This window comes from Bartonella sp. TT67HLJMS (assembly GCF_042193375.1).
GTDB lineage: Bacteria > Pseudomonadota > Alphaproteobacteria > Rhizobiales > Rhizobiaceae > Bartonella > Bartonella grahamii.
In genome coordinates this window covers 62,526-86,695 of sequence record NZ_JBHILP010000007.1, presented here as the reverse complement: position 1 = coordinate 86,695, position 24,170 = coordinate 62,526, and the positions used below count along the sequence as shown (strand labels likewise).

Here is a 24,170-nt window from a genome sequence, read left to right as displayed (position 1 = left end):
CTCTTGACTTTCTCTTTATGTGTTTAACAGTCTTGGTTTTGAGATGATTAGGCATTTTTACGTCTTTCTTCAAGAGTTCTATTCTACATGCTGCTTTGTTTATAATGTGCAAGCAAATGACTTTGAGTAATTCATCATGAATAGATTTTAAATGAAAGAAAGTTACGATGCAGAAAGCTCATTTAAATTGTCAAATAATAAAATATTTTAATTAAATCAATATCTTGACCATATTCAAAATCGAGTAATCGATATGATGTATTTCTTATTCAAGTTATTTAAAAGTTTAAGGTTTTTCTGTTTGTTCTTCAGCAGGGTTGCGTAGGCGAGAACTTTGAAGAAGTCCCTGTTCTTCTAAAATGGGGTAGATCATTGAGGTCAAAAGAGAGTTGATTTGTTTGAGGTCGCGGACAGTGTCGAGATGAAGACTGGATGATTCTATATTTTTGAGATCCCCTTCACGCAAACGTTTAAAATGTTTTAAACTCATCTCCTTTTCTAAGTTTCGTAGTTGATCCTTTTTTTGTACCAATAGGTGTGCAGTGTGTGTATCACGTGAGACGAGAACGTTAAATGCTATATGCGCGTTGGCTAGTACAATGGCGTGGAAACGAAGGAGATCATTCCAGCCCTCACTGCTGAACTGTAAACCTTTTTGTTGTTTCTTTTTAACCAGCATCAGCATATTATGAATAATGATATCGCCTGCTTGGTCTAATTTTATACAGGCGCCTAGAAGTTCTTGCGTTTGAAGAGCTTCTTCGTCAGATAATTTTTGTCCCGCTAATCGTGCAAGATAAAGTTTGATGGCGATATGTTTTTTGTCCAATATGGTGTTGAGTTGGTTGAGTTCACGAATAATATTGGGATCAGGATTTTCATAAAGTCCCATGATTTTTTCTAGCATGATGTCTACAAGATCACAAATATGAATGACTTCACGCATGACATTTGAGAGAGCGAGAGAGGGGCGTTCAAGCACACTGTCATCAAGAGCTGTTTGATCCGATAAATTGAGCGTTTTGTCGGCTTGCGTTTTTTTTGCACTTATATGAACAATTTGAGTGGTTAATTTTAAAACCCATTTTGAAAGCGGTATTCCAGCAAGGAGAATGAAAACATTAAAAATAATGTGGGCGTTGATCACTTGAGTAGGGGCGTTATTGCCAAGCCATGTGATGGGAGGGCGAAAGGAGAGAAATAAGATAAGTACAAGGATTGAACCGGCCCCACGCATGAGTAAATTTCCTAAGGGAACGAGGCGGGTATTAGGAGAGGCGTTGCGCGTTAAAAGTGGTGCTATAAGAGAAGAGCCAAAGTTGACACCAAGAACCATGACAACACAGAGTTGCGTATGGATAAGATCGTAGTTGGCAAAATTGACCAGCAAAATGATTCCTGCAATAGATGAATGTAAGAGGTAGGTTAAGCCAGCAGCCAACAAAAAAGTGGAAACAGGATCGGTTGAAAGATAACGAATGATGCTAGGCAAAATTTCGCTTTCACGTAAAGGTTCTGTCGCTGTACTTATCATCTCTAAAGATAAAATTAACAGACCAATACCGATGACAATACGTCCTATTTGACGCCACTCACGTTTTTCTGTTGTCATGAAGATACAAGTGCCAATTAAAAGACAAAGGGGTACAACAAGTGTGAGATCATAGGTGAGAATTTTAACAACGATTGCTGATCCTAATTCTCCTCCGCGTACAGCCATAAGTCCCGCTACTCCAGAGACAAAACCAGATTCAACGAAAGAACCAACAAGGAGCGTTATTGCTGTAGAGCTTTGTAAAATCATTGCTGTAAAAAGCCCAAAACTTACCGCAAACAATGGTTTTGAAATGACGTGGCACATTTTATATTTAAGTCTGTCACCATAGGCGCGTTCAATTCCTGTGCGCACCATGCGTGTGGCCCAGAGAAGTAAAGAAATAGCGCCGGCAAGATGAAGGAGTACCAATGAACCATTCATGATACTTTATTCTTTCTCTGTTGTTATGAGTATGTTTGCCTCAAAATTGATAAATTAAAGTTTATCGTTTTTATTTCGTTTTTGCTTTTAATACTTGATTAAATAATACTTGATTAAAATCATAACCGCTTGGATTTTGAAAAACCTTTAGACCAAAACAGGGAAGAATGGAATAAAGGTGATCAAAAATATCACCTTGAATTTGTTCGTAGTCTATCCAAACGGTGGTGTTCGTAAAGCAATAAATTTCCAATGGTAAACCATTTTCTGTAGGAGGTAATTGCCGTGCCATAAAGGTCATATTAGGGTTGATGTTTATATGTTGTTGTAGATAAGCAAAAACATAAGCACGAAAAGTTCCAATGTTGGTTAAACGGCGCGTATTGGCTAAGACATCATGATTTTTATCTAATTGAGCGTTCCATTGGTCAATTTCTGCTACTTTTTGCGTGAAATAATTTTCTAATAAATTAAATCGGGAAAGATATTTTTGTTCTTCTTCTGTGAGAAAATGGATACTTGATTGATCAATAAAAAGGGAGCGTTTAATGCGTCTTCCACCCGATTCTTGCATTCCACGCCAATTTTTAAAAGGGTCGGTCACAAGTTTACGGATAGGAACTGAGGTGATGGTGTTGTCGAAATTTTGAACTTTAACAGTATGCAGGGCAATTTCAATAACATCACCATCGGCACCGAGATTGGGAATTTCAATCCAATCCCCAACGCGAACCATGTCAGTGGATGAAATTTGAATACCGGCAACGAGAGAAAGAAGCGTATCTTGAAAAATTAACATGAGAACTGCGGCCATTGCACCAAGACCGGAGAAAAGAATAAGAGGGGAGCGGTCAATCAATGTAGCGACCATTAAAACTGTCGCAACAGCAAAAAGTGCAATTTTAGCAATTTGAATATAACCTTTTATTGGTTTTAACCGTGCTGTTGGTCGTTGTTCGTAGAGGATGTTAATGACATTCAGACAGGCAGAAATTGTCAGAACAACAAAAAAGATAATGAAGGCGTTAGCGACATTACCGATGACAGTACTGAATGCATTGGGCAATGTTGGTATAAAATTAACACCAACCGAAATAATAAAGGCTGAAATGATATCCGCTATGTATTGAATAGCATTATTAATATCGATCGTTGTATTTTGGGGGAGAAAAGAAGAGAGTTTTTTTGCTCCGTGAATAAGTAATTTTCGTCCTAGAAAGTTGACTAAAAGGGCAAATATAGTAAGAATAATAAGCCAAGAAAGAGCCTCTAACCACGGATATTGAACAATAAATTCGATCACTTTTCCACTCTCCATTTCTAAAATTATATGCAGTTAAGAGTTTAAAATTTTACAACTACTTAAGAGGAAGTATTGGAATTATGCTCTAAAGTCGTTAAATATGCAAAAAAGAATTTTCAAACTCTGTGAGAGATAATGCGTTTTCCGCCCGATTTCCTTAATGAACTGCGTACTAGACTCCCAATTTCAACAGTGATTGGTCAACGGGTGGATTTTGATCCTCGAAAAAGTAAGCCTTCACGGGGAGACTTTTGGTGTTGTTGTCCATTTCATGGTGAAAAAACGCCAAGTTTTCATTGTGATGATCATAAAGGGCGCTATTATTGTTTTGGTTGTGGTGTCAGTGGAGATATTTTTACCTTTTTGTGTGAGCTTGATGGATTGCACTTTTCAGAAAGTGTAGAGCGTTTGGCTGATTTTGCGGGAATGAAACTCCCTATTTTGGATTCACAAAGTCATAAACGTCAACTGGAAAAAGCTGAACTTTATGATGTGATGAAAATTGCTACAGATTTTTTTCAATATAATTTACGCGATAAAGGAGGTGTGCAAGCACGTCGTTATCTGGATGCACGTGGTGTGACACCAGAGCTCGTAGAGCGTTTCCGCATTGGTTTTGCACCGGTAAGGCGTACAGCTTTGAAAGAAGCTTTGAGTGCACGGGGCATTTCAATAAAGCAAATGGAAGAATGTGGACTTCTCACAGTGCGTGAGGGGAGTGCGGATTCTTATGACCGATTTAGAAATCGCATTATGTTTCCTATCGAAGATTTGCGCGGACGTGTGGTGGCTTTCGGAGGGCGTGCATTAGAGAAAGAGACACGAGCAAAATATCTCAATAGCCCTGAAACAGTGCTGTTTCATAAAGGAAATATACTTTATAACGCGGTAGCAGCTCGCAAAAACAGTCGCTTTGTTGGCGATGAAAAAAATCATTCACTCCTTGTTGTTGAGGGGTATATGGATGTCATTGCATTGACTAAAGCTGGTTTTGAAGGAGTTGTAGCGCCCTTAGGGACAGCATTAACGGAAGCGCAAATTGAGCTTTTATGGCAGATGGGGAAGGAGCCCATTTTGTGTTTTGATGGTGATGATGCTGGTTTAAACGCTGCTTTTCGTGTTGCTGATCGTGTGTTGCCTCTTTTAAAGGCTGGGGTTTGTGTACGCTTTGTTTTGTTGCCACAAGGAAAAGATCCTGATGAAATTGTTTGTGCTGGTGGAGCACAACTTTTTTCTTCTTTTTTGCAAAAAGCAATTCCTTTGAGTGAGCTTTTATGGTGGCGAGCTACCTATGGAAAGCATTTTGAAACTCCAGAGACACGAGCAGCGCTAGAAAAACAACTAAAACAACAAATTTTTACGATTAAGGATGAAGATGTCCGTCGTTATTATTTGCAAGATGTAAAAAAACGCCTTTTTGATTTTTTTCGTTCCTCTTTTTCGAAAAAAAAGGGAGAAGGGCGATATGATCAATCTTCATCAAATAGGATCTTTAAAGATCAATCCTTTTCTCTGTTAGCAAATTCTGAAATAGTACGAAATTCTTCGCAATCTATTCCTTTGCGAGAAGCAGTGATTTTACTCACTTTAGCTTACTACCCTGAGTTGTGGTATGAAAATTTTGAAATTCTTTCTGAGTTAGAATTAAAAAATACTCAATTGATGTGCTTTCATCAAGCTATGTTGGAAATTCTTGGGAATCAACAGCTTCATGATAAGGAGACGATGGTTGCGCTCTTAGAAAAAAGAGGGCAAAAGGCTCTGTTAGAGCGTATGAAACATCTTGTGCAAAATATTGGTATGCGTATTATTTTTGGTAGAGCTTCTATAGAGGATGCACGTGCGATATTAAAACAAGCTGTCTACTTGCATCTTCAAGAACACCACCTACATAAGAGATTACAGGATATTAAAGAGCAACTTGTAGAAAATCCTAAGAGTGAGGTTTTTGATCTGCTTCGTGAGGTAAAAAATGAGCTGGAGCAGATGCAGGCAACAGAAGCGTTAATTGAAGGGTTTGGAAGTTGGTTGGATGAAAAAATAGACGGGAATACACAAGATACGATAAAATGATTCGCTTTTTTAATGCGAATCAGTCACTTAAATTTTAGATGAGGAAGTTTATGGGAGTGACATTTTCATAAAGATGGCAATTAAATTTTAGGAAAAGCGGGTAAATTTTAGGAAAAGCGGGAAATTGGTTCTTACGATAGGGTACAGAGATTATCTCAGAAGGGCTGAGAGGTGTCGGGGAAACTTCTGGAGTTTTCCCGCGTTTTTGTCTGGATGTCAAGCTTGTCTGGATGTTAAGGCGTATACAAAATGTATTCTTTCCAATAGTAATCTCTTAAAAGGAAGTATATATGAGAAACTATTGGTAGATTTTAGTGAGAGCAAAAAAAACTGGTCACATGGAAACTATGGTTACATGGAAACTGTGAAGTGGTCGAGTGGAGTTATGGTATGGCAACAAAGGTTAAACAGAAAGATAATGCAGAAGTAACAAGCCAAGCAAGTTTGGATGGTCCTCTTCTTGATTTTTCTGATGATGCCATCAAGAAAATGATTAAACTTGCCAAAAAAAATGGCTACGTAACAATGGATGAACTCAATGCTGTTCTTCCTTCTGACGAGGTTACATCCGAACAAATTGAAGATATCTTGGCGATGTTCTCTGAGATGGGGGTTAATGTTGTGGATGATGAGGATGAAGTTGAGTCTGAAAATTATGAAGAAGAAGTTACAGTAGAGGGTGGTGATTTAGTAGAGGCCTCTAGCCACGCAGTTGCAACGACAACGAATAAACGCGAAGTAACAGATCGTACGGATGATCCGGTGCGTATGTATTTGCGTGAAATGGGAGCTGTTGAGCTTCTTTCACGGGAAGGTGAAATTGCCATTGCTAAGCGTATTGAAGCAGGGCGTGAGACAATGATTGCGGGACTTTGTGAGAGTCCTTTAACTTTTCAGGCTCTTATTATATGGCGTGACGAGTTAAAAGAACAGCGTATTCTTCTTCGTGAAATTATTGATCTTGAAACGACTTATGCTGGTCCAGAAGCAAAGCAGGCTCCTGTTATTGAGCGAAGTGAAGTGAATAAGACAGAAGAAGAAAAAATGTCTTCTGGTATACGTAATATGGGGGAGAGCGCAGGAGAGAGAAACATTGAAGACGATGATGAAGAAGACGATGACGATGTTAACTTATCGCTTGCTGCAATGGAAAATGAACTTTGTCCTCAAGTTATGGAAACATTGGATTTTATTGCTCAAACCTATGTGAAGTTACGAAAATTACAAGATCAGCATGTTGAAAGCAGTTTGGCAGAGCGTAAAGAGGGGGCCCTTACATCTTCTCAGAAGAAGAAATATATTCAATTAAAGGGTGAGTTGATTCAAGCAGTAAAATCTCTTTCTTTAAACCAAAATCGTATCGAAGCTTTGGTTGAACAGCTTTATGACATCAATAAGAGATTGATTCATAATGAAGGTAAGCTGAAACGGATTGCCAACAGTTATGGCATTGGCCACGAGGATTTTTTAAAAGAATACCAAGGGCGTGAATTGGACGCAGATTGGATGAATTATATTGCTGCTTTGCCTACACCTGGTTGGAAAGAATTTTCGATGCGTGAAGCAAAAGAAATCCAAAAACTGCGAAGTGAGATACAAAATCTTGCGCAAGAAACGGCTATTTCGATTGGTGAATTTCGTCGGATTGTTATGCAGGTGCAGAAAGGTGAACGCGAATCAACAATTGCGAAAAAAGAGATGGTAGAATCTAATTTGCGTCTTGTCATTTCAATTGCAAAAAAATACACTAATCGTGGTTTGCAGTTTCTTGATCTTATTCAAGAGGGCAATATCGGTTTGATGAAGGCTGTGGATAAGTTTGAATATCGGCGCGGCTACAAGTTTTCAACTTATGCAACATGGTGGATTCGTCAGGCTATTACACGTTCAATTGCTGATCAGGCGCGTACTATTCGTATCCCTGTTCATATGATTGAAACAATTAATAAAATCGTTCGTACATCGCGTCAGATTCTCCATGAAATTGGACGAGAACCAACACCAGAAGAATTATCTAGCAAGCTTTCTATGCCGTTGGAAAAAGTACGAAAAGTTCTTAAAATTGCAAAAGAACCCATTTCACTCGAAACGCCTGTTGGTGATGAAGATGATTCCCATTTAGGTGATTTTATTGAGGATAGGAATGCGTTATTACCAATTGATGCAGCTATCCAAGCTAATCTGCGAGATACGACAACACGCGTTCTTGCTTCATTAACACCGCGGGAAGAACGTGTTTTGCGGATGCGTTTTGGAATAGGGATGAATACAGATCACACGTTGGAAGAAGTAGGACAACAATTTTCAGTTACAAGAGAGCGTATTCGTCAGATTGAAGCAAAGGCACTTCGTAAATTAAAACATCCTAGCCGTTCACGAAAATTGCGTAGTTTTCTCGATTCTTAAATAAAGAAATTCGTGTGCATTTTAATAAATCCCTCTTTCTTCTTAATGAAGGGGAGGTGTGTCACATTGTACTTGGATGCTTTTTTGAGAAAATATGGGAAGAATTTGAATAATCCAGAAAGTTTACGATGTTTAATTTTTTTCTTAGCTTTTGAATTTTGTATTTCTCTTTCTGAAAATAACAGATGTAGGGCAAATACTGGTGTGGTAGTCATTTGAAAAAATGAACGAAAAACATTATCTTGTGTGTAGCGGCTCGTTTTTTAAGAAATAGGATTTATTAAGAATAAACTTATATTGCAACATACGGACTTTTTGATGAGAAATGTGTATTCGTTGCGGAATTTTTCTATCATTTTAGGTGACGCATTTTATTCTTTGTCAGTTTATAGAGGGATGTTTCAATAGGTGATATTCATTTATATGCGCTATTTTTTGAATATTCTCTTTTTATTCAGATAGATTTTAAGAAAACGGTTTAAAGTATACATTGAGTTGAATCTTTTTAAGAGACAGAAATAGATGAAATTATAGAAATTAAACGTTTCATTTTTTATAGATCGTCTTAATTAAAAAAGGTGTGTCTGAGTTTATGAGTGGAGAACTTCCCTTTTGGAAAGTAAAAAAATTAGAAGAGATTTCCATTTCTGAGTGGGAGAGCCTTTGTGATGGCTGTGGCCGTTGTTGTCTCCATAAAGTTGAGGACGATGATACGGGTGACCTTTATGCAACCAGTATTGCTTGTCGTCTTTTAGATGGGGAAACTTGTAGGTGTCGAGATTATGCTCATCGTAAATCAATTGTACCAGATTGTATATCGCTAGACATTACGACAGTTAAAACAGCGCGTTGGCTTCCAGAAAGTTGTGCTTATAGATTAATTTATGAGGGAAAAGATCTTCATTGGTGGCATCCATTGGTATCAGGAGATTGCCAGACGGTACATACAGCGCATATTTCTGCACGCGGACAGATAGAGGTTTATGAAGACGAATTATTATCTGAGGAAGATTATCTTCATCACATTACTGGCCTTCTATGTAAAGGCCAGTAATATGATTTTTTATACAACAGTTGGTGATTTAATCGATCGCAAAGACGACAGTGACGCTCACATTATAATTTAATTCACCACCTGCAAAATTTGTATTTGCGTAGCTTGCATCTGCTGCTCTACTCATGAGACGTGGTGTTGGGTGGTAGTAATCATCCCTTTCATTGATTTCAATAATTTTTCCTAATTTTAAATCGGCTGCTTGCGCTATCGTTTGCGCTTTTTCAATGGCTTCAGTAATGGCTTTTTTACGTGCTTCTTGATAAAACGGCTTTGTATCTGCGTTGGTAAAAGTAATGCCGTTAACTGAATTAACACCTAGAGTCATCGCTTGATCAAAGATTTTACCAGCATTGGCAAGATCACGAATGCGCACGGTTAAAGAATTTGAAACATGATAGAGTTTTTCATTATTCTTTTTTTCGTGGTGTTTATCAGAAGTCGACTGATAAATGGATAAACCTGATGTTTGCAAATCATTTGCTTGGATGCCATTGTTTTTAAAAGCTTGTATAATATCATTGATGGATTGATTATTGGAAGCTAATGCCTTTTGGGCAGTTTTGTCATAGGTAACAACGGCTAGATTAATAATTGCCATATCCGGTGCAGCTTGACTTTCTCCGATTGCAGTCACTGTAATCGTTGCATTTTTCATTTTATTTTCTTCAGCATAAGCACGTACAGTCAGCGATGTAGCTAAGAGTGTAAATGCTAATATAACTGCTTTAACCAGAGAACCCTTCAGTGGTTGAATTTTCTTTTCTATCATATCTATACCTTTATATTTGTCAGTTAACTATTCTCTCATTTTTAAGAGTTCTTGTAAAGAAATTAGGGCACTGAAAAAAAAACCAATAGAAAAGAGAAAAAGATGGGTTATAATCTTTGTCAGCTCTTGTATCATAGGGCATTTTAGTTTAGAGAGAAACAACCTATATATGGGGCCTGTAGCTCAATTGGTTAGAGCCAGCGGCTCATAACCGCTTGGTTGGGGGTTCGAGTCCCTCCGGGCCCACCAATAGGGAAATGGCCAATAGAAAAATGGATCGCTTATATAAAAATTTTGGGATTCTACCTTTTTCGTTTTTTATTTATTTTCCTGTTCGTTCTAAAATCCTTTGTCATTGTTTGTTGCTGTTTTTTTCTATCAGTCGCTTTAATATAAAGTGATGGTATGTTTTTTAGTCTCATTAAAGAAGTGCTCTCATTTGAAACATTGTAGCATTTGGATTAACTGATATGTGGCGCTATTTACTTTCTTAATTCATATACTGTTTTGTACTTTTTCTGTATGATGTTCTTCATAAAATAGAAGGCTAAAAGCTTCATTGGATAAGTTTATTTATGCTTGTTCTGTAAATAAACAGATCCCAATAAAACCAATTTTAAAGATTGTACCTGTTTAGAACAAATGGCTCAAAAAACATTTAGGGTAAATTTGCTTTTTTCTGGGTGATGTTAATGTCTTTTAGACGTTCGAATAGCATTATCGTGATAAAAGGTTGTATATAAGAGAATGTGATCCATAGGCGATCGTATGTATCATGGGGTCAACGATGATAACATTTGTTGATATTTTCTTTTTCCCAAGAGGAGTTCTATTTGATTTTTGAGAAATATTGACGGTGGCGTGTTTTCTGAAAAGGATTTCATTAATTGTTCTTTGAAAAGTCAATTGAGTGATTGTTTCTATCGCTTTGCATCATCCAGATTTTATTGTAATAAGCATTTTATTATTCTGTAAGAAATGTTTTCTATTATATTGGAAAATTCGTTAAAATGCCGTTTTCTGTCTTTTTCGCTTGATGCTCAAATTATAGAGTTTTCATGTAATCCGAATTATTATTGAAGAGCAGAAGTCTTTTTTGATTTTACTCTCATAAGGGATTGGCAATATTTCGCTAAACCTAGCACTTTTTTGTATTACTAACATTTTTCTCGTATTGATTGTGTAGAGAGTTTTATTTTTGTTATGAGTTTTCTCTCTTATGAAAAATTATTGGCAGAGAGGGTAATTTTTTTGGAAAAGTATACTTTTCTTCAAAATCATACTTTGAAAATATAATTCTTCATTTACATAAAGGAATTTCTCTCTTGTTGTAAATCTGCAATACAATTTACGTGCAAAGAGTATGCGTGGTGATTCGTTTTATTTTTTAATAGTATCATTTTTGCTTATGGTAGAGACTTATATTAGTATTTACAAGGTGCGTTTAGAGGGGAGGTTACCTATAAACCTGTTACAGAGTTTTAGGTAGTGTGGCTCTGTTTATAAGAATTTATTCCTATAACATTGTTATATTCTTGCTTTGCAATATTGTTAAAAAAACATAGATGGTGCTATGTAGAATAAAATTGTGATATATTTTTTTTCAAAAAAGCTTTTTCGTGTTCTCTTATATAGAGTTCAGGAGTGTCTTCAGGGATATTTTCACATTAGTTTGTTATTGGTCCGAATCACAAGATATGCGTAACATTATTCGCATTTTTGATAGATCATACCAATTTTCATAAGAAGATCTGGATCGTGTGATGCTTTCTGTTTCACCATGGTACATGACTAATAGAACTTCATCTGATTTTGTAAAATAAGTTTGTACACAATTGCTTCCATACTGCCTATTGCAAATATTTTTTTCTAAGGTATGAGATATATTTAAACGCTTTAGCGTTATATAGTTTGACTACATGGAGTATGACTATGAAGAATGATAAAAAATTTGAAACAACTTTATCTGATATTATTGTGAAATGGGAGTCTTTGTCGACGTCTCAAAAGCAAGCGATATTGGATAGAGTAGAAAATTCTACAGATTCTGCTCATTCAACAGAACATTTAAGGCTTCAATCTTCTTTTTATCTCCAGACGAAATCAAAGTTATGAGTTTTAAGTCTTCATCGGAGATGTTGAAACCAGTTATTACATATATGGCACTAGCATTTCCCAGTGTGTTCAAAATAGCCATGAGTTTATCTACTGAAGGCCTCTTTCCTCCATTTATCATTTGTTGGACGTAATTTTGTCCACAGCCTGCAGCTCTGCTTATTTCAATCATTGTTCGTCCGTCACTTTTAATCAATTCAACTAAGCGTTGGAACCAATCTTTTTCAGTCTTTGTCATTTTTAGACCTTTACATATTTACGCTATAGCGTTAATATTGCGTTGCGAATCCAGAATATATGATACAAGGAGCGTGAAAATATCCATGTGTAGCTCTTCGCTAATGAAGCATATAGAGTTGTTTTTAACTAATAACAAAATGTCCCCATACACTTTCAGATTCGAATCAATAAAAAATGGTTGCTTGGTTCCACGGTTGTGAAAAAATAAACGTGTATACCAGAAATGGCGATACACACTCGTATGTTTATGAGATTTCACTGTGATAGTATACGTAGCAGCATTATAAATCAAGATATACCCCAACATCAGAATTTGTAAAAAAAATTCTGCGTTGAGGCGGTGTGTGAGTATAACGAAGCTTTAGAGCCTTAAGAGATAGGATAATGGCTGTAGAAAAAATGTAAATTCATAGGCAAAGAATACTGATTTCTGCTTTATTGTAATAAATTAGATCACTATCAGATGGTATATCGTATATATGCGTTAAAAAATTTGGGAAATATCAAAAAAGTGATCTTGGATATTTTATTAAACAGGAAGGTAATCTGAGTCACATAGGTGGTTGTTTGGTAGGGGGTATACATTCGATCAATGCCCTTACGGGGGTGGGTGTGTTTTAAGGCAGCTGAAGTTTATAATGAAGTCTGTGTTTACAATGATATTGTTATTTATAACAATGTATTAACATATGGTTGTGTAGTCGTTCCTAAGAGTTTGCATGTTTATGAAAGATAAGAACTTTATAGTTATTTGAATATGAGTGGAGATGCATATGTTTACGCTAATGCGGTCTTTTTTGATCAAGTTTTGAATGCTCAATGTATTGAATTTTATGGTGATACTCGTGATTATAGAAAGGCTCGAGTTTATAGTGATGCTTTAATTTATTGTGATGTAAAGATTTTTGGGAAGGCAAAATTTTACAGAAATGCTGTGCTTTGTGACACTGATGATTTTTGTAATAATGAAGAACTTTCATATATAGCCGCATTCCCCATGGCGTAAAAAGGAAGATAGGAACGATTTGGGCAAGGCTTGTACGATTGCGTTGCGTCGTTAGTTTTATTTGACGTTCCTTATTTTTTGTTTTTTGTGTCAATAAATGTGTCGCAAATAATTTGGTGTAAGCGTGTAGATTTAGCCGCTTTCAGAGATTTTTTTTGCGTCATTTATCAATGGCTTTAATGGAGAAAATAAGAATGCCGAGAGTGATTGTTCACACTTGGAACATGCGGTTTATTGCATTCTTTTTTTGATTGAGGATGAAACAAATTGGTCAAGATGATCACTTGAGCGACAATTAAGGGAGATCCAAATGAGTGTAAACGAAATTTTATTGGGAGCAATGGTTGTTGTTTTGTTGTGCAGTGGGGTTATATTTCGGTTTTCTTTATATTATCGCAGTCAAGTGAAAGTTTTAAAAGAGGAATCTAGAAGAATAAAGCATGAGTTTTTAAGAGATTCTATGAAGATGACTGAAGAACGAGATAGAGCTATTAGAGAGCAAAGTATGGTGATTAAAAGACGTGACCAAGCAATTGAAAAACTGAAAAAACAAATTAAACAATATGAAAAAAATGAAAAGAAATATCAAAAAATGCTTAAATCTGAAGATGATAAAGAGTGATTGTATTTATATTTTGCATTAAAGGGCTTGGAAATGTGTTAGGAAGATTGGAATGACGAGAGAGATAAACTTTAATGAAGCTAATTATGGTGCTGATGGAGAGATTGTATTGAAAGAGAATATTCAAGTTTACTCTGATTTTATGAAAACATTTAAGTTTATAAGACAGAGCGTCTTTGATTATAAAATAAGAGTTTATGATGATAAACCAGTTTATAGGTATACTGGTTATTAAAAAGCGCGTCTATACAATCCAGTATGCTTGAAACAATTTTGCACGTTCCTTTTAGATATAAGATATAAATGCTACGATAGTTTCAGCTAATATGTCTAAAAAATTGCATAATAATAGAAAGAAAGAGATATTTTCTTTTTATGAAGATGAAATGGGTAAGTCAGTTATGATTATCAAATGCAGAAGAGGAATATGAACATAAAAGATATTAATATCTTGTAAAGTAATTATATTCTCATTGATAAATTATCTTTTCTCCATGTGTGTTTATTTTTTATGAAAAATACAAGACTTAAGAGACTTTCTTTTTGATAAATGCTATAGAGACTTAAGTATGATTAGTATGATTGAAAACAAACATAATAATCTGCAAGAATGTGATTGTTATTGTGAGTATCAGAAATAATACAAAAACCTCCTCCCATTGAGGGAAAAACCATCACTTCTTTTTGTCACAAAAGCAACTCACCATACCATTACACAAAATAAACGTTTGTTTTAATGGTAAAGAACGTCAGGACTGTAGTTCTCTAATAAGAGCCTTATGTGTAATTTCTTTGATTTGTTCAATATTGACTAGGATATCTTGTTTTGTTGGATAACCTTTACTAGAAAAAGCAATTTTTTGTGCATCTCCTGAGATTAAACGCCAGTACCATTGATTGTGAACTCCTTGAAACACCTCAAAATACATGCTTCCCACCTCATAAAATAGCTGATAATTTTCAGGATAAATATTTAACTAATCCGTACGTGAACACTAATGTATGTCTCTATAGGAAGTCGTCAATATATTCCCCTTAAATTTTCTGACCTTAAAAAATAATTTCTATGAGAGCTATTATTCTTTTAACAAGAAAAAAATTCTTGTCAATAAGATATGAATGAGAATTTTATACTATAAAATTATTTTTTTTAATTTAAAGACACTATACTTTCATTTAAAATGCGAATGTTTTTATTGTCATTACAGAAATAAGTTTTATAAATTATACAAAATTTCACCAGCATGGATAAAGTAAAAAATACTCTTCTCCATACTGGTAGAGTTTTATCATTTCTTGCTTTTTCTTTTGAAACAGACGTTTATTGATTAGCTATAACCTCTTTTTGGGATACGCTTCGAATGAGTAAATCAATGAATAAGCTAAGAGTATAAGAATTGGCCATTTTAGCTTTCATATCGATCAGAGAGGTTGTAGTCTTGGGGTTAAGTCCATTTGATAAACCTTGTCTTGACAAATATTGCTGCAATTTTTCATAAGAACTGTCGATTTTTTCTTGATTTGGTTTTTCATTACGATCACTATTGGCAAGTGTTTCTTCCAGTCCTTCGATTTTTTTAATAAAATAATTCCAGTCAAAATCACCTTTTGTATATTCGGTGTCAAACATTTTTCCTTGCCCAGTTAAAAGCCAATTAATATTGACACCATATAACGTGCGGTATGTTTGTAAGACACTAAGATTGGGTTCTCTCTCTCCACGCTCGTAAAAAGCAATGGAATTTTTTGTCATGCTAAAGTTTTTAGCTAAGGTCTCACGTGATGGATCGCCTAAAGCAAGACGTACATAACGTAAACGTTTTCCAAATATGGTTTTTGATTCAGTTTCAGGACGTGCCACGAATTATCTCCCTCAGTAAATCATCATGGTATAAATCATTAAATAATAAAAGCACACTATGTATTAATATTCTATGATATAATGTCAATATTTATAGCTTTAATTTCTTTTTATTTTTTTTATTTTCGTGGATAGAAAGAAATCTTTCGCTTGTTGTATTGACAATTGATATTCATTTCAAAACAAAATTCTCTGTTTGCTACATTTGTCTCTTGCTTTTTTTGAGAGAATTTTCATGTAACTTTACCATATATATTCTATACACTTCTGCATCAATAGATGCAACTTTAAAGAGATGCAAACTTTGGATTTGGACTGGGTGTGTTTTAGATGAATGAGAAAATAAACTTTGAGGAATGATCATGGCCCTATTACGCTATTTTGGGTTTGCTTTTTTTTTCACGATTATTGGTGTTTTTTTAGGAGGGGTTATTGGTTGGTTTGAAACGGAAAGTATTACTGGTTTTCTTAAATATTTTTTTATTTGCTTTGTTTTAGGAGTTTTAGAAATTTCTTTATCTTTTGATAATTCTATTATCAATGCGCGTGTTCTTAGTAGAATGGATCCGTTGTGGCGTCGTCGTTTTCTTATATGGGGCATTTTGATAGCTGTATTTGGGATGCGAATTGTTTTTCCATTATTGGTGGTTGTCGTTGCTGTTGGGATTAATCCAATTGCGGCAGTCAAATTAGCGATATGGGAACCACACCGATATGCGGAAATTTTAACCGATGCACATATGGGGATTGCTGCTTTTGGAGGCACTTTCCTTATGATGGTTGGCTTAAAATATTTTTTTGATTCTGAAAAAGAGGTACATTGGCTTAATGTTATAGAGAGACCTGCTCAAAAGTTTGGGGCGCTTGTTGGGATTGATATTGCAATTGTTTTGATTTTGATCTTATTTGTTTCAGGTCAGATTGACACAGAAGATAAAATAACTTTTTTATTGGCAGCCCTTTATGGACTTTTGACCTTTATCGGTGTTGAAGTTGTCGGTCATCTCTTGGATACCCCTCAAAAGACTTTAACAACAGTAACTCACGGGGGAGTAGGGGCGTTTCTTTATTTAGAAGTTCTTGATGCTAGTTTTTCTTTCGATGGCGTGGTTGGTGCTTTTGCCTTTTCACACAACCTTTTTATTATTGCGATAGGTCTTGGTATCGGTGCATTTTACGTTCGTTCTATGACAATTATGTTGGTTGAATCAGGAACATTATTGCATTATCGTTATTTGGAGCATGGTGCTTTTTATGCAATTTTGGTTCTTGCAGTGATTATGTATCTGCAAACGATTATATCGGTTCCTGAAGTTTTAACAGGACTTGTGGGAGTCTGTATTATTGGAATGGCATTATATTCTTCGATTCGTTTTAAGCATCGTCAATTGGATAAACATGTTGTGTCTAAGTAATGGAGATTTCTTCTTTTCTCAGGCTTTTATTTATCGCATATCTTTGAATAGAAAGAGGTCTTTTATGCAAAATAAAATACTATTTTATTGCTTATTTGCGTTTTTGTTTTAAAGTTGAGTCCATTGCATGATACTACCCATGAAGGGAATCGTGTACAATCTCTAGGGTGCTTTTTGACCTAAATTTAAGACAGAAAGCTGATGCTATACTTTTTACCAGCTTTCAATATTATGACAAGCTCCTGCATTTAATGGTTCATGAGAAGTGTTTTTACTGTTTTTTTGAATGATTTTTATTCATACATTGATTCTCTTTGTAACGTGTAGGAGAATGGTTTTGAAACAGGTTTGAAATCAGAGAATTTACAATATTCTGGACTCTCACTTAAATATGTGAAAAATAATTTATCCTTTATAAATCAGTATATTATAGTAGTAGATTAGAGAAGAATATTTTAAGAGACCATTAAAAGCTCTATACCAGCTTCGTTCATAGTTTTAAGCATAGTGTTTAGTGATCCGTTTACATCAATACCAGCACAGGCATTTAATGAAACACTGACTTTAAAACCGCATTGTATAGCGTGAAGAGCAGAAAATCCGACACAAAAATCAGTTGCTAAGCCACACATAATGAGCTTGGTAAAACCATGTTCTTTGAGATAAACTTGTAAACCTGTTGGTGTTTTTTGATCATTTTCAAGAAAAGCAGAATAGCTATCCATTTTTTGATTATAGCCTTTTCTAAGGATAAGTTGTGCTTTTTCTACTCTAAGAGATGGATGAAATTCTGCTCCTTGTGTTCCTCGTATGCAATGATCAGGCCAGAGTATTTGAGGACCATAGTCAAGAATGATGGTATCATAGGGCTTTTTTTCAGGATAGCAGGAAGCAAAGCTACAATGGTTTTTTGGGTGCCAGTCTTGGGTTAAGATAACGTGGTCAAAATGATTTATGAGATTATTGACGGCGGGTAAGATAGCATCACCTTGTGGTACGGCAAGTGCTCCACCTAGTAAGAAGTCATTTTGAACATCAATGACGATTAAGGCTTTTTTTTCCATAAATATATTCCTATATGAGATGATCTTTTATCGTATTTTTAAAAAGCTATATTTCGTCTTGAAGTTTTGAAATGATTTGCTGAATATTGATATTATTTTTATAATTATCAAGCCAAAAGAGGGGGATGGATAAGTTTTTACAATTGGTTTTATAGTTTTTTACGAATTGTAACCACGTACCAATGGGAAGTGCACTGTAGTCATTTGTTGCTACGTGTTGATGCAAAGCTTTCATGATCATTGGGCTTGGGACGTCAGATCCCATAAGGCGGCGATCATTTTGTAAACGTAATTTAAGCCATATCAAGGCAAGGGGGGAAGACCATTGTTTCCCGTAGCAAAAAATCGATGAAAAAAGGGAAGGATTTTTTACTGCGTAATATAAAGCCCATAAAGCGAAAAAAGAAGGTGCATAGAGAATTGCTTTTCTTTTTGGTACCATATTACATTGATAAGTTGGTTTAATACGATAAAAATACAATGTTATATCTGGTATGGAAAAGAGAGGCAATGTTTGATAACAGGTTTCAGGTACAGCTAAAAAGATTTGCTTTTTGCTTTTTGGGGGGATGTTTTTTTGCATTCAGGACCATACTGGGGCTTGTGAGATTAGAAAAAATGTACCAATATAAAGCGGAAAGCTTTTGATACAATGTAAGTGCTATTTACTGTACAGTTTCAAAAAGCAAAAGCAGTTTTTTCAAAATCCTAATCTTTAATATCGCACAATATAAAGAGAAATTTATGGCACGTCAATTTATCTATCATATGGCTGGGCTTAACAAGTCTTACGGCAATAAAAAAGTTCTAGAAAATATTCATTTGTCTTTTTATCCAGATGCGAAGATCGGTATTTTAGGGCCGAATGGTGCAGGGAAGTCAACTATTTTACGTATTATGGCTGGGCTAGATAAGGAATATACGGGAGAAGCATGGATTTCTGAAGGAGCACGCTGTGGCTATCTACCACAAGAACCTTTGCTTGATGTGAGCAAAGATGTGCGTGGCAATGTGATGGAAGGTGTTGCAGATAAACAAGAAATTCTTGAGCGTTATAACGAATTGATGATGAATTATAGCGAGGAAACGGCTGATGAAAGTGCACGGCTTCAGGACATTATTGATAGTCAGAATCTTTGGGATTTAGAAAGTCAAGTGGAAATGGCTATGGCTGCTCTTGGTTGTCCGCCAGCCGATGGGGATGTAACAAAACTTTCAGGTGGTGAGAAGCGGCGTGTTGCACTTTGTAAATTGCTTTTGTCAAAACCTGATTTGTTACTTTTGGATGAACCGACAAACCATTTAGATGCTGAAACGACGGCTTGGCTTGAAAGGCATCTACGTGAATATCCTGGGGCTGTGCTTTTGATAACCCATGATCGTTATTTTCTCGACAATGTAACGGGTTGGATTTTAGAGTTAGATCGCGGGAGAGGTATTCCTTATGAGGGGAACTATTCTGCTTATTTGGGGGCTAAAGCCAAGCGTTTGGCTCAAGAAGGACGTGAAGAGGCAGCGCGTCAACGTGCGTTATCACGTGAGCAAGAATGGATTGCTTCTAGTCCAAAAGGGCGACAAGCAAAGTCAAAAGCTCGGATTAAGGCTTATGATGAGTTGGTTCAAGCAGCACGTGAGCGTCGTCCTGGAGAGGCGCAAATCATTATCCCTATTGGAGAAAGATTAGGACAGGTTGTTATTGAAGTTGATAATCTCTCTAAAGCTTATGGTGAGCGTGTATTGATTGATTCTCTTTCTTTTAAACTTCCTGCTGGTGGCATTGTCGGCGTTATTGGGGCCAATGGTATGGGAAAGTCGACCTTGTTTAAAATGTTGACGGGACAGGAAAAGCCCGATTCAGGTCAAATACGTATCGGTGAAACAGTTCACATGAGTTATGTGGATCAGAGTCGCGATTCCTTGGTGGGGAATAAAACTGTTTGGGAGGAAATTTCTGGTGGAAATGACATTATTAAATTAGGCAAATATGAGATGAATAGTCGCGCTTATTGCGGGGCTTTTAATTTCAAGGGGGCAGATCAACAGCAGAAGGTGGCAAATTTATCAGGAGGGCAGCGCAATCGCGTACATTTGGCAAAACTTCTAAAAGAGGGGGGGAATGTGCTTCTTCTTGATGAACCGACAAATGATCTTGATACTGAAACATTGGGTGCATTGGAAGATGCATTGGAAAATTTCGCTGGTTGTGCAGTTATCATATCGCATGACCGTATGTTTCTTGATCGATTGGCAACACATATTTTAGCCTTTGAAGGTGATGGCCATGTAGAATGGTTTGAAGGTAATTTTGCTGAATATGAGGCTGATAAAGTTCGTCGTCTTGGGGCGGAATCTCTTAATCCTAAGCATGCAAATTATAAACCTCTTACACGCTAGAATTTTTTATCTTATCTCAACGTTTTTGAAAAAATGGTGTATTTTTTGCATTTGTTATTTCATAAATAAAGTGTGTGTGTACTCTGTGGAAGTTTTTATTCATTGAAAATAGTAAGAGATACTTTATGAAATTACGACCTAGATAGGGTTATTCTACTCATGATATATAACCGACTATTGCTTGTAAAATTGCAATGAAAAGGAGGGGATGAAGAGTATAGCGCTATTTCTACAAATGCTCTAGTCATTGAGCATTATCATTTTTACTTAATAAAAATGCAAGCTGGCACCATCATGTTATTTATTTTCTCTCAATAGTGTGCAGTTCTTGTTTTGAGATGACTATAAAAAGTATTTTTATCCATATGTCTCCTCTGTTTATGAGCTGTAAGAGAATAATTTGGATTGATTTATCATGAATAGGTTTGAAATGAGGAAAATTTACGGTACTCCGATGTTTATTCAAGTTGAAAATGATTAATTGTTATTATAAATCAATTCATTATCATTATAACGAGAAGCAGGGGAATAATCTGTTCGTTTTTTACAGTAGCCTATTTTTTTCATAGTATAATAAAATAGAGAGAACAAAATAGACGAGAATATGCGTTTTATACTTGACTTTTTTTTCTGTAAACAAATGTTTATAGGAATGTTTAAGGGATAATTATGAAAAAAAGTGCAAGTTTAGATGCAATGATTGTGCTGCTAAAAGCGGTCGCAGAAATAAACCATTTACGTGTTCTTACGCTCTTGCGTCATGAAGATTTAACAATTCCTGATTTTATTTTTATTCTTGATCAGTCGCAAGCGTGTATATCACGATATTTACGTTTGTTGTACGAAGCACGATTGATTGAGCGTTATCAGAAGGGAGATAGCCTTTATTTTAAGCTTTGTCATGATTTTTGGGGTAAAGACATTGTGATGGGTGTTCTTTCGACTTTGCCAAAGCATGATATGTTGTTAGCGCATGATTTAGAACGTTTGAAGGATGTTAAAAAGCAGCGTCAAAAAACGAGGAAGAAGCATTTTTTACAAAATACGTTGCAATGGGATGTATTACGGTCATCCTATATGGCAGATCATGGTGTGGAAAACGCTTTACTTGAAATCATTGGCGATAAGCCATTTCAAACGATGCTGAATATTGGAATAGGTGGAGACTCTGTCTTAAAATTGTTTTCTAATCTTTATACGCATGCGGTTGAAGTTGTGCTTGATAGCAATGTTTTTCACTTATCTGTTGGAGATACAACTTTTGATTTAGTTATTCTTCATTGGGTTTTACATTTTCTTGAAAATCCTGAAATGTTTCTTCATGAGATATCAAGTGTTTTGCGTCCTCATGGACGTTTATTGATTGTGGATTTTGGTTATCATGAAATTGAGTCTTCATATTCTGATCAAGCACATATACGTTTTGGATTTTCGGCTTTACAAATAGAACAATGGCTTAAAAATACGGGACTTGTTCTAGAACAAACGGTTTGTCTTACTCCTATACAAAATGAAAACAGTGAGAAGGGTATGGTTACGCTTTGGCTTGCTCGTGATCCGCGTTTATTAGTTGACGATATCAAAGATAAACAAGTCGATTTTGCATAAATCGCATTTGTTGACCTGCTTTATTCTCTGATTTTTCTTAAGGAATAGCGTAGAGATAAACCTTTATTCAATCATTGATAATCTATTGTTTTTTACATGTGTATTATGTTTTTATATGAGAGTATTGGTGTTTTACAGGGGCTTGGTGGCTGTGTACTGTGTAATGAAAGCACCTTCTATAGAGATAAGCCTATGAGGATCGTTATTTAAGGTGTCTTGATATCATATTTGTTTTATTAGCCAATATATTGATTTTTTAGACTTCAATGAGAGGCTCGAATATAGGAATATTTTTTCATTTCAAATTTCCTGTTTCAGAATCCAAAAGAGTCTGTTTGTTTGTTACAAGAGAAGATATTTATCTAAATAATACCGTTTGTAAAAGGAAATACATATTTCTAAATATGAGAGCGGCGGCGATATGATGTAACAGCGCACAATACAATATAGTGATGGCTCATACCTTCATAAATGTCAAAAATGGTGGTACCCAATAGATCTTACGATGTCTCTTTAAAACAGGTGCTTAGATAAGAAGTACCTTGGAATTTTTAGTGAGGGGTGCAAAAAGATGCTCTAAAAAGACGAAGGGGTAAAAGGGTAAGACAATGCATGATTTTCATTATTTAAAACACAGCGTTATGAGCGTGTTTGAAAGTCGTAAAGGCAAATGAAAGGGATGGTAAAGATGGCAATAGGTTTTTATCTTTGGGCTTTTATGTTTCGTTCAAAATAAATGATGGCTTTTTTAAGATTACTCAAACAGACGTAAATATTTTTACTCTAATTGGGCATATAAAATCTGGGACTGTTTACATGGTTCTCATTTGCTCTAGTCTTTATCTCAAGCATATTGCCATGTTAGGAGCAGGTGTTGATTTACAAGTAATAGCAAACGTAAAAGCTTGGTAGATGACGCCATAAAATTACTCATAAATTAGTAATGGATTGGAGTGATATTCTGAATTTTAAAAACATTTTGTACAACAATGGTTATAATAGCGTATCTGACTTTACGTTTATTTCTTCTTACAAGCTTCATATATGGCGTTCGTCTATGTGTTTTTTATTATATTCATAAAAATAAGATTGACGATAATCTATGGATAGTCCGTGGCTGAAAGTAGAAAAGAAAAGCGTGATATTACACTAAAGTTTCGTATCTCTTTATCATGAGAAGTATGAAGGTTATTAAAAAGGTTATTAAATAAGTCCATTTTTCTTGCCAAAAGTGATTTTTTCTTTTTATTCTTACCGTTCATTTTATGACGCAGCTCGTTAGTATAGCGTAAAATTGATAGGGAATCATCGTTTTATGTTTTTTATCCATATGCTTTTTCTTGTTTGTGATGTGCCGTAGTATGGCTATTCATTGATTCAATAGACGAAGATTTAAAATAAGGGAATCTTACGTTCTTGAGGTCTCTCATGTAAGTTGTAAAATGATGAGTTATGATTGTAAATCAATGCATTATTTACGTTAGAAGAACAGACTATAACAATTTTTGAGTGTAGAAACTACTGTGTGTATTATTTTACGGAATCATTTAAATGATAGAGATTAAGAGAAACTGTCTGCATTGATCTCGGTTTGTTATGTTAAAATGCGTTAGAGCCTGTTGGTTATTGTAAAATAGTTTATCGTTATTTGGAATGATTATAGAACGTGATTCGAAACAAATATCTTCAGAGTTCTCATTTTTTCATAAAATTAAGCTGTTTAAATTCTTCATTGATTGTTACATGAGAGATGCGACAATATTTTAATAATCATTTACAGAATTTTTTATGAAGATAGATAAGATTTTATTTCTCTAATTTATTGTTTTCTTGCAAGAAGATGTTTTTCATTTTTTACGGTTATTTGTGTAAGATTTTAAAAATCTACATTTTTATTTTTGTGGTGATTGCTGTTGGAAAAGTGATTCTACTTTTACATAGTTTGATTTTTATAGGGTGGATACGTAGAAATTACGGTTTTTTTAATTATGATCATCAGAGTTATGAAAGAAACTATTTAAAAGTTATAATGATCGTAGATTCTAATTGATGCTTCTTGAAATAAAATTGCTTCAAATTGGGTCATTTTAAACTTTTTTTGCCTAAATTTAAACATTTTTAAACAATTTATAACTCTTTTATGTTTTTTTGCGTAGAAGATGATAAGAATTTCTTGTTGTTTAAAGAATTTTATTCCATAGCAAGAATATTGCATCGGCTATCTTAGTGGTTGATGTGAGAGGACGATCGGGGAACCTC

At 35.2% G+C, this 24,170-nt stretch carries 19 protein-coding genes and 1 tRNA gene; 12 read left to right on the top strand and 8 right to left on the bottom strand.

Going from position 1 to position 24,170, the window contains the following annotated elements; all coding sequences use genetic code 11:
- Nucleotides 1-286: 286 nt before the first annotated feature.
- Together ACFIJQ_RS05710 and ACFIJQ_RS05705 are read right to left on the bottom strand one after the other, a co-directional pair.
- Entirely contained in the window at nucleotides 287-1,978 is a 1,692-nt protein-coding gene (locus ACFIJQ_RS05710) for a Na/Pi cotransporter family protein (protein WP_375629011.1), read from the bottom strand.
- Nucleotides 1,979-2,048: 70 nt separating this feature from the next.
- Nucleotides 2,049-3,281 carry a mechanosensitive ion channel family protein gene (locus ACFIJQ_RS05705; protein WP_375629009.1) on the bottom strand — a complete coding sequence of 411 codons (1,233 nt, stop codon included), beginning with the start codon at nucleotides 3,279-3,281 and terminating at the stop codon, nucleotides 2,049-2,051.
- A gap of 135 nt (nucleotides 3,282-3,416) precedes the next feature.
- On the opposite strand from ACFIJQ_RS05705, the gene dnaG reads away from it, so the two are divergent.
- The 3 genes from dnaG (at nucleotide 3,417) to ACFIJQ_RS05690 (ending at nucleotide 8,814) form a co-directional block, all read left to right on the top strand.
- Nucleotides 3,417-5,354 carry a DNA primase gene (gene dnaG / locus ACFIJQ_RS05700; RefSeq protein ID WP_375629008.1) on the top strand — a complete coding sequence of 646 codons (1,938 nt, stop codon included), beginning with the start codon at nucleotides 3,417-3,419 and terminating at the stop codon, nucleotides 5,352-5,354.
- Between the two features lie 390 nt (nucleotides 5,355-5,744).
- On the top strand, nucleotides 5,745-7,760 hold the full coding sequence (gene rpoD / locus ACFIJQ_RS05695) for an RNA polymerase sigma factor RpoD (protein WP_375629007.1): 2,016 nt from the start codon (nucleotides 5,745-5,747) through the stop codon (nucleotides 7,758-7,760).
- A gap of 592 nt (nucleotides 7,761-8,352) precedes the next feature.
- On the top strand, nucleotides 8,353-8,814 hold the full coding sequence (locus ACFIJQ_RS05690) for a YcgN family cysteine cluster protein (protein ID WP_015856661.1): 462 nt from the start codon (nucleotides 8,353-8,355) through the stop codon (nucleotides 8,812-8,814).
- 28 nt (nucleotides 8,815-8,842) lie between these two features.
- Here ACFIJQ_RS05690 and ACFIJQ_RS05685 read toward each other — a convergent pair whose 3' ends face one another.
- Nucleotides 8,843-9,586 (bottom strand): SIMPL domain-containing protein, encoded by a 744-nt coding sequence (locus ACFIJQ_RS05685; RefSeq protein ID WP_273788035.1) that lies wholly within the window; start codon nucleotides 9,584-9,586, stop codon nucleotides 8,843-8,845.
- A 172-nt stretch (nucleotides 9,587-9,758) separates the two neighbouring features.
- Between ACFIJQ_RS05685 and ACFIJQ_RS05680 the strand changes: the two genes are divergently transcribed.
- Nucleotides 9,759-9,835: transfer RNA gene (locus ACFIJQ_RS05680), tRNA-Ile, on the top strand.
- A gap of 1,683 nt (nucleotides 9,836-11,518) precedes the next feature.
- On the top strand, nucleotides 11,519-11,701 hold the full coding sequence (locus ACFIJQ_RS05675; RefSeq protein WP_015856659.1) for a hypothetical protein: 183 nt from the start codon (nucleotides 11,519-11,521) through the stop codon (nucleotides 11,699-11,701).
- Here ACFIJQ_RS05675 and ACFIJQ_RS05670 read toward each other — a convergent pair.
- The gene (locus tag ACFIJQ_RS05670) at nucleotides 11,625-11,939 is read right to left on the bottom strand and encodes a helix-turn-helix domain-containing protein (RefSeq protein WP_007347852.1); all 315 of its coding nucleotides are present in this window, start codon (nucleotides 11,937-11,939) and stop codon (nucleotides 11,625-11,627) included. The genes ACFIJQ_RS05675 and ACFIJQ_RS05670 overlap by 77 nt on opposite strands.
- 759 nt (nucleotides 11,940-12,698) lie before the next feature.
- Here ACFIJQ_RS05670 and ACFIJQ_RS05665 point away from each other — a divergent pair.
- The 3 genes from ACFIJQ_RS05665 to ACFIJQ_RS05655 all read left to right on the top strand — a co-directional run bounded on the left by ACFIJQ_RS05665 (nucleotide 12,699) and on the right by ACFIJQ_RS05655 (nucleotide 13,804).
- Nucleotides 12,699-12,947 carry a hypothetical protein gene (locus ACFIJQ_RS05665; protein WP_375629005.1) on the top strand — a complete coding sequence of 83 codons (249 nt, stop codon included), beginning with the start codon at nucleotides 12,699-12,701 and terminating at the stop codon, nucleotides 12,945-12,947.
- Between the two features lie 310 nt (nucleotides 12,948-13,257).
- Entirely contained in the window at nucleotides 13,258-13,569 is a 312-nt protein-coding gene (locus ACFIJQ_RS05660; protein WP_273788037.1) for a hypothetical protein, read from the top strand.
- A 52-nt stretch (nucleotides 13,570-13,621) separates the two neighbouring features.
- The gene (locus ACFIJQ_RS05655) at nucleotides 13,622-13,804 is read left to right on the top strand and encodes a hypothetical protein (protein ID WP_375629004.1); all 183 of its coding nucleotides are present in this window, start codon (nucleotides 13,622-13,624) and stop codon (nucleotides 13,802-13,804) included.
- A gap of 514 nt (nucleotides 13,805-14,318) precedes the next feature.
- On the opposite strand, the gene ACFIJQ_RS05650 is transcribed toward ACFIJQ_RS05655, so the two are convergent.
- Both ACFIJQ_RS05650 and ACFIJQ_RS05645 read right to left on the bottom strand, forming a co-directional pair.
- A complete protein-coding gene (locus ACFIJQ_RS05650; protein ID WP_015856658.1) occupies nucleotides 14,319-14,498 on the bottom strand; it encodes a DUF1508 domain-containing protein in 180 nt (59 codons plus the stop codon).
- Nucleotides 14,499-14,890: 392 nt separating this feature from the next.
- Nucleotides 14,891-15,430, bottom strand: coding sequence for a helix-turn-helix domain-containing protein (locus ACFIJQ_RS05645; protein WP_026500335.1), 540 nt, complete (start codon nucleotides 15,428-15,430; stop codon nucleotides 14,891-14,893).
- Nucleotides 15,431-15,792: 362 nt separating this feature from the next.
- Here ACFIJQ_RS05645 and ACFIJQ_RS05640 point away from each other — a divergent pair, with 362 nt between their 5' ends.
- Nucleotides 15,793-16,845, top strand: a complete 1,053-nt coding sequence (locus ACFIJQ_RS05640; RefSeq protein ID WP_375629002.1) for a DUF475 domain-containing protein — start codon at nucleotides 15,793-15,795, stop codon at nucleotides 16,843-16,845.
- 455 nt (nucleotides 16,846-17,300) lie between these two features.
- Here ACFIJQ_RS05640 and pncA read toward each other — a convergent pair whose 3' ends face one another.
- On the bottom strand, nucleotides 17,301-17,909 hold the full coding sequence (gene pncA, locus ACFIJQ_RS05635; RefSeq protein ID WP_273722866.1) for a bifunctional nicotinamidase/pyrazinamidase: 609 nt from the start codon (nucleotides 17,907-17,909) through the stop codon (nucleotides 17,301-17,303).
- Nucleotides 17,910-17,955: 46 nt separating this feature from the next.
- Nucleotides 17,956-18,492, bottom strand: coding sequence for a hypothetical protein (locus ACFIJQ_RS05630; RefSeq protein ID WP_330167867.1), 537 nt, complete (start codon nucleotides 18,490-18,492; stop codon nucleotides 17,956-17,958).
- 161 nt (nucleotides 18,493-18,653) lie between these two features.
- On the opposite strand from ACFIJQ_RS05630, the gene ettA reads away from it, so the two are divergent.
- From ettA to ACFIJQ_RS05615, 3 genes are all read left to right on the top strand, one after another.
- Entirely contained in the window at nucleotides 18,654-20,303 is a 1,650-nt protein-coding gene (gene ettA, locus ACFIJQ_RS05625; RefSeq protein WP_375629000.1) for an energy-dependent translational throttle protein EttA, read from the top strand.
- Nucleotides 20,304-20,972: 669 nt separating this feature from the next.
- The gene (locus tag ACFIJQ_RS05620; protein ID WP_375628998.1) at nucleotides 20,973-21,911 is read left to right on the top strand and encodes an ArsR/SmtB family transcription factor; all 939 of its coding nucleotides are present in this window, start codon (nucleotides 20,973-20,975) and stop codon (nucleotides 21,909-21,911) included.
- A gap of 651 nt (nucleotides 21,912-22,562) precedes the next feature.
- Nucleotides 22,563-22,823 (top strand): hypothetical protein, encoded by a 261-nt coding sequence (locus ACFIJQ_RS05615; protein ID WP_375628996.1) that lies wholly within the window; start codon nucleotides 22,563-22,565, stop codon nucleotides 22,821-22,823.
- Nucleotides 22,824-24,170: the final 1,347 nt, after the last annotated feature.